This window comes from Nocardiopsis metallicus (assembly GCF_014201115.1).
Classification (GTDB): Bacteria; Actinomycetota; Actinomycetes; order Streptosporangiales; family Streptosporangiaceae; genus Nocardiopsis; species Nocardiopsis metallicus.
Genome location: NZ_JACHDO010000001.1, coordinates 3,756,873 through 3,772,694, shown reverse-complemented (window position 1 = coordinate 3,772,694; position 15,822 = coordinate 3,756,873). Strand labels below are relative to the sequence as shown.

The following is a 15,822-nucleotide window of genomic DNA, read 5'->3' as shown; positions in this document are numbered from 1 at the left end:
GAGAGTTCGACACCGAGGTCGGGTGGTTCTCTTCACAGTTTTGGTGACGGAGAGTGCCCGAATTCCTCTTGTGGAGTGACTCTGCGTGTGGCTAGTGTCACCCTTCGAAAGCGCCGCGTGGGTTCACGTCAGAGAAGAAATCGGAGGTGTGCCATGCGCAGGGTGGTGTGTGCCGCGCTCGTGGTGGCGCTGGCGGGATGCGCCGCACCGGAAGCAGAGCCCGAGCAGACCGAGGCGAGCACGCCCCTGGCCGCGCCGTCCAACCCCGGGCCTTCCCCACAGGAGGAAGCGGTGGAGGCCTATCGAAGTATGTGGGGTGTGGTGGTAGAAGGCTCGCACGAAGGTTCGGTCGCGCACCCGGACCTGGAAAAATACGCCTCGGGGCAGGCCCTCGAGTTGGTGACGGCCATGCTCCAGGGCATCGAGGCCACCGGTGAACCTGTACTGACTCCCCATGCGGTCATCGTTGAGTCTGGGGCCGACTCCACCGAGGTGAGTATCGAGGATTGCATCGACAGCTCGCAATGGCTTGTCAGTGATGGCAGTGAAGGCAGTCCCCAGGGGGAGAGGAAGCGCCCTGTCGAGGCCATCGTCCTTGACCAGGGGGATGGCTGGCGAGTCGATGACCTCTGGCTGGGGGAGTACGGCTCATGCTGAAGTCGGCCTATGCCCGGGCTGGCAAGGCGTTCGGCTCGGCTTGGCTGGGTCTGAGTCTGACGTGGCCTGCGGCTCCGGTGGCAGCGGACACGCAGGACTTCCTCGCTACGACCGATTGCGCTGGTGGCTCGTGTCGTGTTCAGGCGTGGGCTCCCGGAACCCCACAGGGCTCCGTACCTTCGGCGACTGGCGCGAGCCCCGGGAGTGGCCAGATCCCGAGCGGGAGAGCAGAAGCGGTGTGTGTGCTCCCGGATGTGGAGTTCACCCAGTCCGGGCAGGAGGGACCGGCCCCGATGCCTTCCGGGCTGGCGCGGTGTTCGGCTTCGGCTTCCTCGGCTTCGCAAGGCGCAGATGCCCAGGTCGTGGTTGACCCGGCTATGTTGGCTGAGCGGGCGCGGGCGTCGATGACCCTGCCGTTGCCGGAGATCGGGACGGCCCCGCCGCTCGGTAAGCCGCGGTTCGTGAACATGCCCTCCTGGATGTGGATCGACGCGGATGGGTGGGAGCCGGTTTCGGCGACAGCCTCGGTGGGCGCGGGGTCGGTGACGGTGGTGGCTACCCCGGAGCGGGTGGTGTGGGAGACCGGGGACGGCCACCAAGTGGTCTGCGACAGCGCCGGGACGGTGTTCTCCCGTGCGGTGTTCCGGGAGGAGGGGTCGCCGGACTGCGGCCACACCTACACATCCCTGCCGCCTGGTGGCGCGGGGGTAGAGGTGGATCTGGTCGCGGTGTGGGAGTGGTCGGTGTCCTGGTCCACCAGCACCGGCACTGGTGGCGAGCTGGAGGACATGTCCACGTCGGCAACCGAAGCGGTGCCGGTGAGTGAGATTCACTCGGTGGTCACTCATACGGGCTGAGCGCGGCCTGCGACGGCGAGGAGAGGGTAGCGCTGGGTTTTCACGATGACAAGAACCATAAAGAATAGTTTTTGGGGTTTCTTATTCAGCGAATCGACACCACAATTCCGTAATTGAAGAAACCAAACCCATCGCCGGGACCACGGAGGTTTCCGAGAGTTGCCGCGCGCCCTCCGCTTCTGCCCGAAGGTCCACGCTGAAAGGCAGTTGGGAGCTAGTGAATCAGTACTCCAACGCCCCCTCCACCGATCACTCCACCGACCCCTCCACGCCTGTGGACCCCCCTGAAACTCTCGTTTTCGCAGTTCAGGGCCGGTTTTAGGGGTGTGGCTCAAAACCAGACTTATGCCCAGTGGGTAGTCAACTCCACGTAGGGGGCGGCGGCCCCCGGCGGTGACCCCTCGGCCGCCCACCTCACGTGCCCCCCTTCTGGCTCCTCCCAGCCCGCCCGTCCGCCCCCTTCTCCGCCCCTTGATCGCTTATTCATCACTCAATTTCTCTAAATGTTCAAGGGTGCATGATCTGACCTCGACTCGGGTAGAGTCCTGCTCGGATCGCCATTTTTACTTTCGATTCCCCGATAAAGAATTGAGTAGCCAACAATTTTTCCTTGGATGTGAGGAATCACGACGCGGATCGGGTACGAGGACCGGAGGGCTTCAGGTGCGGTGCGTGCGTGTTGAGGCATGCCGTGCGGCCCCGGTGCGGTGCGGGGGATTGAGCGGGGGATAAAAGAATACTCAGTGAATCGGGGGAAGCCTTTATCATGCGGTTCCCCTCTTCCCGGGGCGGCGAGGGGGTGAAAACAGGGGGCTCCTGTGACTACGCCTGTGACTATGCCTGTGACTACGCCCGCCCCCCTGCCTGTGACTACGCCTGTGACTACGCCAGCGCCCCCAGTGGCCCCAGCAGGCCGAAAGTCGGTATCCTTGCAGGCCAAAGCTCGTTTGAGTGTGACTCGCGAATCCAGACTTATACCCAGTGGGTAGTCATCTTCACGTAGGGGGCGGCGGCCCCGGCCTGCTGGCGGGTCGGCTGACCCGCCGACCCGCCACCCCTTCTTCCGTTTCAGCCTTCCCGCCACCCCCACTCCCCGCCTTTTATATTCACTTATGAAAGGTTATTCACTAACCTCAATAAAACCATTATTTCGGGCTTTCATGATCATCCGAGATCCGTGCGCGCATCAAAGCAGTGATCGTGCGGGTGCGCGCCGAGCATGCCCCCGTCTCGGTCGTGTGGTCTGGTGCACCGTCGCGGATTGTGCGGGCAGCGGCAGAGATGGGTTCGCAGGGGCTGTGGCTGTCGAACCGGAAGCGAAGGCGGGGCCGGGCCGGTGCGCGGTGGGGAGGGTGTGGTCGAGAAGGTCATGGCGGTGGCAGGGGAGCTGTTCGGCTTTGCCTGGGCCTTCAGCACTCGGGATCTGCCGGGGTGATGGTCACGTCTTGCTTGCCTGTCTTCTTCAACGGGGTTGGGCCGAGATTTCGGGGCGAGGTGTCGAATCCGGGTGCGGGGCGGCTTCCTCACTGGGTGAGGGAGAAAAACCAGAGGAGGTGCACGCGCGTGGGGACGAGCACGGGACGTGGGTGGCACTTCGTGTCCGGGGCGGAGCCGCCGGGTTCGGGGCGGGCGTGGGGCGCTGGGTCGGGTGGTTTCCGTTCCGCCCGGAGGGTGGGGCGGTGTGGGGCCACCAAAGCCCCCACACCGCCCCGAAGAGCCCGGCCCCGCCCAGCGGGCCCGAACCCCGGGTTCGGGCCCACACGGGGCCACTGGTAGCCCCCGACCATCGAAACCGACAAACCGTCCGCAAACGGGTGGTGGATCAGCGTGGGAGGAAAAATCCGGTGGTGTTGTTGACGAATCCGCTTGACCACCTCGGCAAGGTCGAGCGTGGATGCGTGGTGCCCCGCACGATGCGGGGCCGCGCACCGTATCCGTGCAGTTCACACAGGGTGGGGAGGTGGGTGGGGTGCGGTCGGATACTCCGGTCCGATTGGACGAGGTCGGCTCATTGCCGGTGGTCCTGAACCCGGTCGAAGCCGGGCGGATGCTCGGGTTGGGCCGCACCACCACCTACCGGCTCCTGCGCGAGGGATCGTTTCCGGTCCCCGTGTTGCGGGTGGGCCGGAGTTGGCGGATTCCCACAGCGGGGGTCCTGGCCCACCTCGGGCTGCCGGTGCCCTCCACCGCCGGTGAGGGGTGTTCACGGTGTGGTGCGCGCAGTAACCACGGGATGGAGGGGGAGTCGTAGATGGCTTCTCATCAGGGACGGGTGTTCAAGCGCTGCGGGTGCCGGGACGAGAACTCCGGGCGGGCGCTGGGGGTGCGGTGTCCGAAGCTGCGCCGTCAGGGCGGGGCGTTCAACCCCCGCCACGGTGACTGGGGGTACCAGCTCGAGCTCCCCCGCACCAGCGGAGGGAAGCGGCGTCAGGCTCGTCGCACCGGGTTGGAGAGCCAGGAACAGGCTTGGGAAGCCTTGGACCACCTCAAGGCCCTCCTCGATCTGGCCCAAGGGGAACAAGAGGTGGAGGTGCAGATCGCGGATTTGATCCAGAACGCCCTCAAGGCCCGCACCTGCTTCCCTTCGGTGGAGGAGGTGCGCAAACGCCTGGGGACGGGGGCTGACGTGCGCAAGGAAGCCCCCACCGTGGGGGCCTACCTGAAGGGGTGGCTTGCGGCGAAGCCGGACCTGGCGGAGGGAACCCGGACCTCCTACGCCGGGCACATCCGCAAATACCTCGTCCCGCACCTGGGCAAGATCCGGCTGGACCGGCTCAAGTCCAGCCAGGTCGAGGCGATGTTCGAGTGGATCGAGGCCAACAACGAGCGGATCCTGGAGGCCCGCGAATCCGACGACGCGAAGGTGCGGGCCTCGGTGCGAGGCCAGCGGGTGGTGAGTCTGTCGACCAAGCACCGCATCCGCGCCACGCTTCGCAGTGCCCTGTCGGATGCGGTGCGAAGTCCGGAGGAGCCGGTGAACGTCAACGTCGCCTCCCACGCACGTCTGCCGTCGTCTCCGAGGAAACGCCCGCTGGTGTGGACACCGGGTCGAGTCGAGCGGTGGGAGAACGAGGGGACGATTCCGGGGGAGGTGATGGTGTGGACCCCGGAGCAGACCCGCACTTTCCTGGAGCACTCGAGGAAGTACGTGTGGCTGCACCCGTTGTTCCACCTGATCGCCGTCAAGGGCCTGCGCCGGGGTGAAGCGGTCGGGCTGCCCTGGGCCCACACCCGCCTCACGGATGCGGAAGCGGATATCCGCACGCAGGTGGTGCAGTTGTCCTGGACCACGCTCACCACGACCCCGAAGAGCGAAGCCGGGCAGCGCACCATCACCCTGGACGCGGACACGGTGAAGGTGCTGCGGGGGTGGAAGAAGTTCCAGAACCAGGCCCGGCTGAAAGCGGGGCCGGAGTGGGTGGATTCGGGGTTGGTGTTCACCCGCCAGAACGGGGAAGGGTGGCACCCCTCGCATGTGAGTGACTGGTTCTCCCGGATCGCACGAGCGGCCGGGTTGCCGCCGATCACGTTGCACGGGCTGCGGCATGGGGCGGCCTCGATGGCGTTGGCCGCGGGAACGGACGTGAAGGTGGTTTCGGCTGAGCTGGGCCATTCCACCACGCACTTCACTCAGGACACCTACCAAACGGTGTTCCCGGACGTGGCTAAAGCGGCGGCCGAGGCCACCGCCGCCCTGCTGCGTGGGGCGTCGGTACCGGCTGGGGCGGGTGGTTTGGTGCCGGTGCGGTAGCCGGTTCAGGGGAGCACACCAGGAGCCCCGCGAGGCGCTTCGACCCCGGGTGAGGATACGGGTTCACCCGTCCTGGCCTGGGGTTTCCTCGCGTCCGGGGCCTGTGGACCATCGGATCAAAGGTCCGCTGGTGCGTCGGTGTTCCCTTCGCCCCGTTTTCCGAGTTCTTTCCTGTTTATAAATATTCGCCAGAGCGCTAGCCGATCTTCGGATTTGGATGGTACTAGAATTTTTGCCAGGCCGCAAATAATCGCACCAAGGGAAAGTAGGGATGCAAGTATAAATGTGGCCCACCAGGGAATATCGAGTGCGGAGAGGTCAAGCATTGTTTCCCCGCCTTCGATTCCTGGCGTGAGAGTAGAAATTGTGAACCGAGGGGTTCATGATTTCCAGTTTCGCGGATCCTAGTTTGACAATCTGACTATTTTTGGTTGGGTTCGATGAGGCCCCCTTGATTCCCGCGATAGGGTGTGTGAGGGCTGCTGTTAGAGCTTCAGGGTGGGGTCCCTGGTTGTATTCTATAGTCCAGTGATTATCTTCTCCCCAGAGGCGACGATTAACCAGGTCTGGGCGAGACCACCTGGTCCTTTCTTTTGCGCCTGGCTTCCGTGGAGGGCTGTCCCACTCAATCTTCCATTTTTTGTCTGGGTCTTTGAGGGAGTACCGGTTGGTGAGTCCGGCTAGTAGGATCCTTGCGTCGGAGCTCATGCTTGGTATCGCTGATATTTCCTCCTTCTCTATTTCTGTAAGCGAATCACCCTGGGACAGGTACCCCTCCCACCAGGAGGCATCCCTATGAAGCGATCCGGGTGCCTCTTTAGGGCTCCAATGGCTCAGACCAGTTATGGCAAACCTAGCGCCACTAGGCTCATGGAGCATCAGCACAGTTTCTCGAGACTGGCTTGATGTTCCGATGAGTCGCAAGCCTGGGAGGCGACTTCCAGAATCTCCAAGTTCTCTTCTGGAGAGAAGTGTACGAGTGGCGTTGTAGGGGGCTCGGTGAGCAATAAATATGAAGAGCCCCCACCTCGGGGAAACGACTGGATCGTAAACGTGAGTTCGCCCGATATTCCACGCTGCTGGGGGCTTTCCTGGATCTCCGGTGTTGAACAGGCCCAGTGCGAGATGTGCACGAAAAGAGAGCTGTTCGGGAGAGCATTCATCCAAGCCGATAGAGCCTTTTCGGCCTACGCCAGCAAGTGCAGACTGGAAAGATTCCCCAGTGAATTTTTTGCGTAGACGGGCAGATTCGTCGTGCTTTGAAGTGCGTTTCCTGGACATGAGTTAAGGCAACCAATGCTCGGTACTGCCCGGTCAGCACCTGAGGATTTTGCGCCCATGCAGGAACGGCGTGTAAAATTTATGCAGAGAGGTTGCGCTTCGCACCCACAGGCCTGGGCTGCCGAAATCCGGGATGGCGTGCCCATCTGGCCTTCGTTCCTCTGCGGAACGTTTCACGCTTTAGTGAAGGTGATGCTAGCACAGATGCATGGTGGAAGGCATCTGGTGTTTCTTGTCCTTCTGAGCGAACTAAGGTTCGTGCACGGTCCGGATCATTGCACTCGGCAGGGCTGGCTGTGTCGCAACTGGTGTAGGTACTCCAGCTCGCCGCTGTGGCCTGTCTGCGCCATTTGTATGCGTATGCGCACTGCCGAGCTGGAGGTCAAAGCGATGGTGTCTGCTTGGAGCGCCGAGGGCTGGCGGGGCCAAAGTCACCAGGCCGCACTCATCCCCTGGGGTGCCAAAGGGTGGGCACGGAGCGCCCCATGGTCTGGGGGGCGGCGCCAGGGGATGGCAAAGTACTCCGGGAGGTCGACCCCCACCTGCACTCACCTTGTACTGGGGAGCACACCAGGAGCACACAAGCCCCGAAAACACCGCGAGGACCTCTCCCGAGATCCTCGCGCACCCCCTCTGACCTGGGGTTTTGTGGCGCACCCGGCAGGATTCGAACCTGCGACCGTCGGATTAGAAGTCCGATGCTCTATCCACTGAGCTACGGGTGCCTGATTCAATTGTGGCCCTATGTGGCAGTGCGTGATCGAGTTGTGACCGATCGTGCATAAGGGGCCGCGGGGGTGTGCTTCTTGTGTCCCTGGGGAGACATTCTAGGGTATTCGTCAGATGTCCCCCAAGGGAGGGCAAAGCATCATCAACTACGGTGATTCGTAGTTGCGTCTCGTTACCACTCGGGCTCCACCAAACCGGTCGCTATGGGCGTCGAGCCCCACGTTACCCGTGATTAACCCCCGGTGCGCTGCTGTGCCGCTGGCGTTTCGTGAACCTCTGGGCGGCCACCTCTGGGCCCGGGGCGGCCAGGGGGGTCAGAAGATCCACCATTGACCTGCCAGGATCATGAGTGATGCCACCGCGAACAGCATGAGCCCCCTCCTTGGGTCGACTCTAGGATGCTCCAGGTGTATGGGCGAATACATTGCGTGGCAAACGCGGGTTTGCAGGGGTTTGGCGATGAGAAGAGGCGCTGTTGACCAAGGGCGTGAGAGTCGGGCTGGTGGCCGGGTTCTGGCTGGACAGGGTGGTGCCGGACCCTAAGAGGGGGCACCCGGTGGCGCTCTTCGGCACCGCCGCTGGACACCTGGAGCGGTGGCTCTACCGGGACTCGGTGGCGGCCGGTGCCCTGTTCGCGGGCGCCGCGGTGCTATCGGTCGTCCTGGCGGGTTCACGGGTGCGCAACCCGGCGCTGGTCGCGGCCGCCACGTGGGCCGTGCTGGGCGGCAGCATGCTCGGACGGGAAGCAGAGAAGGTCGCGCACGCCCTGGAACAGGGGGAACTGGAGCGGGCACGGCAGCTGGTGGGCGGGCTCTGCGGGCGTGAGGTCGCCCTACTGGACGAGGCCGGTCTCGCCCGAGCCGTGGTGGAGTCCGTGGCGGAGAACACCTCGGACGCGGTGGTGGGTCCCCTGGTGTGGGGTTCGCTGTGCGGGACGGGGGGACTGGTGGGGTTTCGGGCGGTGAACACGCTGGACGCCATGGTCGGGCACCGCAACGCCAGGTACGAACGGTTCGGGAAGGCCGCCGCTCGGCTGGACGACGTGGCCGGGTGGGCGCCCTCCAGGCTGACCGCGCTGTTGACGGTGCTGGCCGCGCCGGTGGTGGGTGGCCGACCGGAGCAGGCCTGGCGGGTGTGGTGGCGGGACCGCCACGCGCATCCGAGTCCCAACGCCGGACAGTGCGAGGCCGCGTTCGCGGGAGCGCTGGGCCGGACCCTGGGCGGGGCCAACACCTACGGCGACCGGGTGGAGTACCGGCCGCCGATGGGGGAGGGGCCTTCCGTGGGGGTTGCCGATATTCGTCGTGCGGTCCGGCTGGCCCGCGCGGTCAACCTGGGTGCGTTGCTCACGGCGGTGCTCCGGTGAACGGTGGGGGCGAACGGTTCGGGGGTCGCTCCGGTCGACAAACGCCCCTCCGGAGGCCCTGCTGGTGGCGGGGCCGCCTCGAACGGCGGTAGGAGCGTAGCCACTACGGGGCCGTGGCGGCCGTTGGCTGCTCCGGACCTGGTGGTGCTGCCGGCCAGCCGGGTGACCTTGCGGGGCCTGGCAGGCAGGGGAGGGGCATCGACCGGGCGCTGGCCCGGAGGGCGGGCCGCTGCCGGGGGGCGCGCGGTGGCTACCAGGTGCAGGTCGGGCGAATTCGTGAGTGGCTGCTGGGGTGGTCCTTGGGCTGGTGGTGCTGCCGATGACGGTTGAATTTGCTGGTGCGAAGACGCTCTGGAGCCCGGCGGGACACGGATCATCCCGCCGGGCGGGGCTGGGCACCGGTTGTAGAGCGGTCCCCAGGGCGGGGCTCAGGCCGCGAGGGAGCGTGCGTAGTTGACCTGCTGGCTGAGGTGGTGCACGTAGGCCGGGTTGTTCACCATGATCTGGGTGGCGTGGTAGTGGCCGCCGCCCTGAACGGTGATCTGGACGTGCCCGGTCGTCTTGGTCTCCTTGACCAGGAGGAAGAGCAGACCGAGGAGGCAGGTCCACCAGAAGACGAGGATGGCGACGATGATCGCCCAGGTGGGGGTGGTCCGCTCTGTTCGGCTCATGTCGGACATGGTCCACACGGTCCCCTTGATGGGGAAGCGGCCGGACGGGGTGATCACGGTGTTCTGCGTGATCGCGATGTCCCCGATGGTGTCGAGGGTGGGCTCGGAGTGGTCGGGAACGCCGCTCGCGCCGAACGGCTGGTAGCCGCCGGTGGGGTTGCCGTAGGGCTCGAGCTGGCCGCCGGTGGGGTTGCCGTAGGGCTCGAGCTGGCCGCCGGTGTGCTGTTCGGGAGGCATGCCCCAGGCGGGGTTGCGGTCGCCGGGCTGCTGCCAGGGCTCACCCTGAGGGGGATCGGGGTACTGGTTCATGCGGCGATTGTGTCAAAGGACGCCGGGTGGTCACGCCCCGCCCTCGAAGGGAAGCGGGTCGTGGCCGGATGTGGCCAGAGTCAACCCTTTGTGTCGGGGCCAGTACGCGGTGAGCCCGCGGATTTCTCCTGGTGTGGCATGGGTCACTGTAAACCACGGGATTTCGGGGACCGTGACCCATCTTCGGCCGGTAAACGTGAAAGTCTTTCGCGATTTCCTTACCCGTGAGTAAATTCGGCACAACCATCGCCTCCATCGCCCGCACCCCCAGGTGGTGACAGCACATGCCCCCGAACCTTCGAGCGCCCTCCCCCGGCCCCGACCACTCCGGACCCGCACGTCCCGGGTCCGTCCCTCCCCGACCCTCCTCGCTCCGCCTCAGGCTCCGCACCGGAGCCGTGAGCGCGGCCCTCGCGGTCGTCGCGTCCACGGTCGCCGCCCTGCCCGCCGCACCCGCCATGGCCGCACCCGCCTACGAGGACTACTGCGCGCCCGCGGGCTGCCTGGACATCCTCCCGCCCGGTCAGAACGGCAGCGCCACCCTGATCGAGATCCTCGGCCACCAGGCCTTCGGTACCCGGCCCAAGCACTCCTCCAGCCAGCTCGACATGTACGACAACCTCGTGCACCACTACGACGGCCTCACCGACGAGGGCCTCGACGACTTCTTCATCGACGCCAGCTTCGGCGTGGACGCCGGGAACGTCGACCGCCGGTACAAACCGCGCGCGGACGTCACCATCACCCGGGACCGCCAGCACGGCATCCCGCACATCGAGGGCACCACCCGCGAGGGCACCATGTTCGGTGCCGGGTACGCCGCCGGCGAGGACCGCCTCTTCCTCATGGACGTACTGCGCCGGGTCGGCCGCGGTGAACTCACCTCCTTCGCGGGCGGGGCCGTGGGCAACCGCGGCCTCGAACAGGACCTGTGGAGCACCGCGCCCTACACCGAGGAGGACAAGCAGGCCCAGGTCGACCGGGTCGCGAACAGCGGTGAACGCGGCGAGCAGGCCCTCGCCGACGTCGACGCCTACCTGGAAGGGGTCAACAGCTACATCGACGCCGCCGACCGCGGCCGCTACTTCCCGGGCGAGTACGTCCTGACCGGCCACAAGAACGCCATCACCAACCGGGGAAGGATCGAGCACTTCACGCCCACCGACGTGGTCGGGATCGCCGCGATGGTCGGCGGCATCTTCGGCGGCGGTGGCGGCGGTGAGGTCCAGGCCGCCATCGTGCTCGCCAACTTCCAGGACCGCTACGGCGCGGAGGAGGGCCTGGAACTCTGGCACGCCTGGCGCATGGAGAACGACCCCGAGGCCTCGGTCAGCGTCGATGGCGAGTTCCCCTACAGCCAGACCCCGGACAGCCCGGTCGGCGAGGTCGCGCCCGACCCCGGTTCGGTCGAGCCCTACAGCATCGTCCACGACGAGTACGGATCCGCGGCCTCCGCCGCCGCGGCCGAACCCCGCGCCCAGACCTCGGCCGACGAGGACGCGCCCGGACCCGACGCGCCCACCGTCGAGGAACTCCCCGAGGAGCAGCGGGCCGAACTCGAGCAGATGGTCGAGGACGGCGACCTGTCCGCCGCCGAGGGCATCTTCGACGACGGGGTCCTGCCCGAGGGCTTCCTCGACCCGCGCGGCATGTCCAACGCCCTGCTCGTCTCGGGTGCCCATACCGAGAGCGGCAACCCGGTCGCCGTCATGGGACCCCAGACCGGTTACTTCTCCCCGCAGCTCCTCATGCTCCAGGAACTCCAGGGGCCCGGGATCAGCGCCCGGGGCGCCTCCTTCGCGGGGGTGAGCTTCTACGTCCAGATGGGCCGCGGCGTGGACTACGCCTGGAGCGCCACCTCGGCGGGCCAGGACATCACCGACACCTTCGCGGTGGAGCTGTGCGAGACCGACGGCTCCGCCCCTTCCACCTCCTCGCGCGCCTACGTCGACACCGCCGGGGAGTGCGTGGACTTCGAGGAGCTGAGCGTCAGCAACGACTGGAAGCCCACCGTCGCCGACGGCACCCCGGCCGGGGGCTACACCCTGACCTCCCTGCGGTCCGAATTCGGGCTGGTGCGGTCCTTCGCCACCGTGGACGGCGCCCCGGTGGCCTTCACCGAGCTGCGGTCCACCTACATGCGCGAGGTCGACTCCATCCTCGGCTTCCAGCAGTTCAACGACCCGGACGCGGTCACCTCCGCCGAGACCTTCACCGAGGCGGCGGGTGACATCGGGTACGCGTTCAACTGGCACTACGTGGACAGCGAGGACATCGCCTTCATCAACTCCGGCGCCAACCCGGTCCGGACCGAGGGCACCAACCCGAACCTGCCCATCGACGCCTACTCCGGCGCCGGTTGGTCCGGCTGGGACCCGGCCACCAACGAGGCCGACTACCACCCGCAGTCGGACCACCCGCAGGAGATCAACCCGGACTACATCGTCAACTGGAACAACAAGCCCGCCCAGGGGTACACCTCGGGCTGGTCCACCGGATCGGTGCACCGCAACGACCTGCTGGACGCCAGGGTGGCCGGGCTGATCGGAGAGGGGCACCAGTTCACCCCCGCCTCGCTCACCGCCACGATGATGGAGGCCGGGGTCGCCGACCTGCGCGCCGAACAGGTTCTGCCCGTGCTCCTGGAGGTCCTCGACACCGAGGCCGTCGAGGACCCCGAACTCGCCGAGACGGTCGAGGCCCTGCGCGCCTGGACCGAGTCCGGCTCCCTGCGCCGTGAACCCCGGCGCGACGCCGGGTACTACGAGCACGCCGACGCCATCCGCGTGTTGGACGCCTGGTGGCCGCTGCTGGTCCGGGCCCAGTTCGAACCCGGCCTGGGCGAGGACCTCTACACGCAGCTGACCCGCGCCGCCTCGGTCGACGAGTCCCCGTCGGGTGTCGGGCACGTGGGTTCGGCCTTCCAGTACGGCTGGTGGTCCTACGTGCACAAGGACCTGCGCACGGTCCTGGGCCAAGGCGTGGAGGGCGCGCTCGGTGACGAGGTCTACTGCGGTGAGGGCGACCCCGACTCCTGCCGCACGGTCCTGCTGGACAGCCTCGCGGAGGCGGCGGCGGTCCCGGCGGGCGACGTCTACCCCGGCGGCGAGCACTGCTCGGCGGGTGACCAGCTCTGCGCGGACACGGTGATCCACCAGGCGGTGGGCGGTATCGGCATGTGGCCGATCGCCTGGCAGAACCGGCCCACCTACCAGGTCGTCTACCAGTTCTCCGGCGGGAGGTGACCGGACGAACCGGGAGGGGACTCCCGGGCCCCGGAGGCCAGGACCTCCGACAGTGACGGACGCGGTCCGCGGTGCCCCGGCAGCGGGGCGACGCGGACCGCGATCGTGCATCCGTTACGGGGATCTTGTGGTTTGGCGGGCTTGTGTGGGTAGCTTTAGGGATACCCGAAACCACAGCGGGGAGGGCCACAGGAAAATGCCTGTCTGGCTGATCTGGATCATCATCGCGGCCGGGCTCGGAGTCGCGGAGTTCTTCACGCTGACCTTCGTCCTGGGCCTGCTCGCGGCGGCCGCGCTGATCGCCGGCCTCCTGGGCGCCATCGGATTCCCGGTAGTCGTGCAGATCATCGGTTTCGCCGCCGCGGCCGCGGCCGGACTCGTCCTGGTCAAACCGATCATGGACCGACAACTCAAGCGCGGCCCGGACGTACGCTCCGGCACGGCGGCCCTGGTCGGCCGCTCCGCTGTCGTCCTCCAGGAGGTCGACGCCGACAACGGAAGAGTCAAGCTTCAGGGAGAGGAGTGGTCGGCACGCTGCATCGACGAGGACCTGGTGATCCCGGTGGGAGCGCATGTGGACGTCATGGAGATCGACGGTGCCACCGCCGTGGTCTACCCGCGTGAGGCGCTGCCCGAACTACCCGAACAGAACCGCCCCGAACAGAACTGAGCACGAGCGGCTACGGACCCCTTCACCACCCCGATCCGTAGCCCGACACGGAACCGCGTCACAGCCACGACCTCGACCTAGGTACAGGTGCAGAACATGGAATCTGCCATACCGCTCATCATTTTCGCCGTCATCCTGGTCGCCATCGCGTTGTCGGCGATCCGCATCGTCCCGCAGGCGCGGGCGTACAACATCGAGCGCTTCGGGCGCTACATCCGCACCTTCGACCCTGGACTGAACTTCATCATCCCGGGAGTGGACCGGGTCAACACCAAGTTCGACCTGCGCGAACAGGTCTTCACCTCGCGCCCGCAGCCAGTGATCACCGAGGACAACCTCGTGGTCAACATAGACACCGTCCTGTACTACCAGATCACCCATCCCAAGGCGGCGGCCTACGAGGTCGCCAACTACATCCAGGCCATAGACCAGCTCACCGTCACCACGCTGCGCAACGTCATCGGCTCCATGGACCTGGAGAGGACCCTCACCTCGCGCGAGGAGATCAACACCCGGCTGCGCGGGGTCCTGGACGAGACCACCGGCAAGTGGGGCATCCGCATCAACCGGGTCGAGATCAAGGCGATCGACCCGCCGCCGACCATCAAGGAGGCGATGGAGAAGCAGATGCGGGCCGACCGCGACAAGCGCGCGGCCATCCTGCACGCCGAGGGTGAGCGGCAGTCCCGCATCCTCAAGGCCGAAGGTGCGCGTCAGCAGGCCATCCTGGAGGCCCAGGGTGAACAGCAGGCGGCGATCCTCCGGGCCGACGGTGAGGCCAAGGCGATCGAACGCGTCTTCCAGGCGGTGCACGCCAACAACGCCGACGCCAAGCTGCTCGCCTACAAGTACCTGGAGACCCTGCCCAGCCTGGCCGAGGGCGACGGCAACACCTTCTGGGTGATCCCGGGCGAGCTGACCGAGGCGGTCAAGAACGTGAGCCACGCCTTCGCGGGCGAGGCCGCCCGGAGCGCGCCCTCCACCACCAAGCGGCAGGGTGAGGCGGAACCTTCGGAGGGGCCGACGCAGATCACCGGGCCCGACCCCGCACAGGCCTCCGCCTCGGCGCAGGCGGCGGCTGATGCGGCCCAGGCCGCCGAACGCGCGGTCGCTGACGCGCGCGACGACGTCCGCAGGGCCGGCGCCAGGATGGGGTCGACGCCCGAGCCCCGCGAGAGCGACTGACCCCCGACGTACGAACGAGGAACGGCGGCGGTGGTGGTCCCGGTGGAAAGGGGGCTCGGCACCGCCGCCGTCAGGCTTCAGCCGGGGGTATCCGGACCGGCGGTCCGGGTGGGGCTCAGACCAGCAGCAGCTTGCCGGTGGTCTCCCGCGAGGCCAGGTCGGCCTGCGCCTGACCGGCCTCGCCGAGCTCGTAGCGGCCACCGATCCGCACGTCCAGGCGGCCCTGTTCCACCAGCCCGAACAGGTCGCCCGCCCGGTCCAGGAGCTCCTCGCGCTCGGCCACGAAGTGGGCGAGTGAGGGGCGGGTCAGGTACACCGAACCCGCGGTGTTGAGCCGCTGCGGGTCCACGGGCTCCACCGCGCCGCTGGACTGGCCGAACAGCGCCAGCACGCCGCGCGGACGCAACGACTCCAGGCTGGCGTCGAAGGTGGCCCGACCGACCCCGTCGTAGACCGCCGCCACCCCCTTGCCCCCGGTGAGCTCACGCACGGTCGGGGCCACCGGGGCCTCGGTGTAGCGGATGATCTCGTCGGCGCCCGCCTCCCGGGCGGTGCGCTCCTTGGCCTCGGTGGAGACGGTGCCGATCACCCGGGCGCCGCGGGCCTTGGCCAGCTGGGTGATGAGCAGCCCGGTACCGCCCGCGGCGGCGTGCACCAGCACGGTCTCGCCCTCGGCCACCGGGTGCACCGAGTGGGTGAGGTAGTGGGCGGTCATTCCCTGGAGCAGCAGCGCGGCCGCCTGCTCGGTGCTGACGGCGTCGGGCACGGGCAGCAGCAGGGAGGCGCTGACCACCGCCTGGTCGGCGTAGCCGCCCGAGGCCATCGCCCAGGCCACCCGCTGACCCACCTCGAAGTCGCGCACACCCTCACCCAGGGCGGCGACCACACCGGCGGCCTCCATGCCGGGGATGTAGGGGAGGGGCACCTGGTAGGCGCCGCTGCGCTGGTAGACGTCGATGAAGTTGACGCCTCGGGCCCCGACGTCCACCAGGACCTCACCCGGGCCCGGGACGGGTGCCTCGGTCTCGGCCAGCCGCAGCACCTCGGGGCCGCCGTACTCCTTGATCACGATCGCGCGCATGATTCTCCTCGCTGGGGGCC

At 67.0% G+C, this 15,822-nt stretch carries 10 protein-coding genes and 1 tRNA gene; 8 read left to right on the top strand and 3 right to left on the bottom strand.

Annotated elements, in window-relative coordinates; all coding sequences use genetic code 11:
- Positions 1-153 precede the first annotated feature (153 nt).
- The 4 genes from HNR07_RS16365 to HNR07_RS16350 all read left to right on the top strand — a co-directional run bounded on the left by HNR07_RS16365 (position 154) and on the right by HNR07_RS16350 (position 5,265).
- Entirely contained in the window at positions 154-657 is a 504-nt protein-coding gene (locus HNR07_RS16365) for a hypothetical protein (RefSeq protein WP_184365733.1), read from the top strand.
- Positions 658-1,019: 362 nt separating this feature from the next.
- On the top strand, positions 1,020-1,514 hold the full coding sequence (locus HNR07_RS16360) for a hypothetical protein (protein ID WP_312893834.1): 495 nt from the start codon (positions 1,020-1,022) through the stop codon (positions 1,512-1,514).
- A 1,969-nt stretch (positions 1,515-3,483) separates the two neighbouring features.
- Positions 3,484-3,765: a helix-turn-helix domain-containing protein gene (locus tag HNR07_RS34950; protein WP_312893833.1), complete on the top strand. Its 282-nt coding sequence runs from the start codon at positions 3,484-3,486 to the stop codon at positions 3,763-3,765.
- A complete protein-coding gene (locus tag HNR07_RS16350) occupies positions 3,766-5,265 on the top strand; it encodes a tyrosine-type recombinase/integrase (RefSeq protein WP_184365731.1) in 1,500 nt (499 codons plus the stop codon).
- 1,930 nt (positions 5,266-7,195) lie between these two features.
- Here HNR07_RS16350 and HNR07_RS16345 read toward each other — a convergent pair.
- Positions 7,196-7,271: transfer RNA gene (locus HNR07_RS16345), tRNA-Arg, on the bottom strand.
- A 479-nt stretch (positions 7,272-7,750) separates the two neighbouring features.
- On the opposite strand from HNR07_RS16345, the gene HNR07_RS16340 reads away from it, so the two are divergent.
- Positions 7,751-8,641, top strand: a complete 891-nt coding sequence (locus HNR07_RS16340; RefSeq protein ID WP_221318838.1) for a cobalamin biosynthesis protein — start codon at positions 7,751-7,753, stop codon at positions 8,639-8,641.
- A 428-nt stretch (positions 8,642-9,069) separates the two neighbouring features.
- Here the strand turns inward: HNR07_RS16340 and HNR07_RS16335 are convergent, their stop codons facing one another.
- Entirely contained in the window at positions 9,070-9,621 is a 552-nt protein-coding gene (locus tag HNR07_RS16335) for a hypothetical protein (RefSeq protein WP_184365730.1), read from the bottom strand.
- A gap of 398 nt (positions 9,622-10,019) precedes the next feature.
- Here HNR07_RS16335 and HNR07_RS16330 point away from each other — a divergent pair, with 398 nt between their 5' ends.
- The 3 genes from HNR07_RS16330 to HNR07_RS16320 all read left to right on the top strand — a co-directional run bounded on the left by HNR07_RS16330 (position 10,020) and on the right by HNR07_RS16320 (position 14,721).
- Entirely contained in the window at positions 10,020-12,866 is a 2,847-nt protein-coding gene (locus tag HNR07_RS16330) for a penicillin acylase family protein (RefSeq protein ID WP_184365729.1), read from the top strand.
- A 196-nt stretch (positions 12,867-13,062) separates the two neighbouring features.
- Positions 13,063-13,536 (top strand): NfeD family protein, encoded by a 474-nt coding sequence (locus tag HNR07_RS16325; protein WP_184365728.1) that lies wholly within the window; start codon positions 13,063-13,065, stop codon positions 13,534-13,536.
- 96 nt (positions 13,537-13,632) lie between these two features.
- Positions 13,633-14,721: an SPFH domain-containing protein gene (locus HNR07_RS16320; RefSeq protein WP_184365727.1), complete on the top strand. Its 1,089-nt coding sequence runs from the start codon at positions 13,633-13,635 to the stop codon at positions 14,719-14,721.
- 115 nt (positions 14,722-14,836) lie between these two features.
- Here the strand turns inward: HNR07_RS16320 and HNR07_RS16315 are convergent, their stop codons facing one another.
- A complete protein-coding gene (locus HNR07_RS16315; RefSeq protein ID WP_184365726.1) occupies positions 14,837-15,802 on the bottom strand; it encodes a quinone oxidoreductase family protein in 966 nt (321 codons plus the stop codon).
- Positions 15,803-15,822 lie beyond the last annotated feature (20 nt).

Excerpts from the sequence above, each read along its gene's own strand:
- HNR07_RS16325 (WP_184365728.1), top strand. The coding sequence starts at position 13,063 with ATGCCTGTCTGGCTGATCTGGATCATCATCGCGGCCGGGCTCGGAGTC.
- HNR07_RS16320 (WP_184365727.1), top strand. The coding sequence starts at position 13,633 with ATGGAATCTGCCATACCGCTCATCATTTTCGCCGTCATCCTGGTCGCC.
- HNR07_RS16365 (WP_184365733.1), top strand. The coding sequence starts at position 154 with ATGCGCAGGGTGGTGTGTGCCGCGCTCGTGGTGGCGCTGGCGGGATGC.
- HNR07_RS16315 (WP_184365726.1), bottom strand. The coding sequence starts at position 15,802 with ATGCGCGCGATCGTGATCAAGGAGTACGGCGGCCCCGAGGTGCTGCGG.
- HNR07_RS16350 (WP_184365731.1), top strand. The coding sequence starts at position 3,766 with ATGGCTTCTCATCAGGGACGGGTGTTCAAGCGCTGCGGGTGCCGGGAC.
- HNR07_RS16335 (WP_184365730.1), bottom strand. The coding sequence starts at position 9,621 with ATGAACCAGTACCCCGATCCCCCTCAGGGTGAGCCCTGGCAGCAGCCC.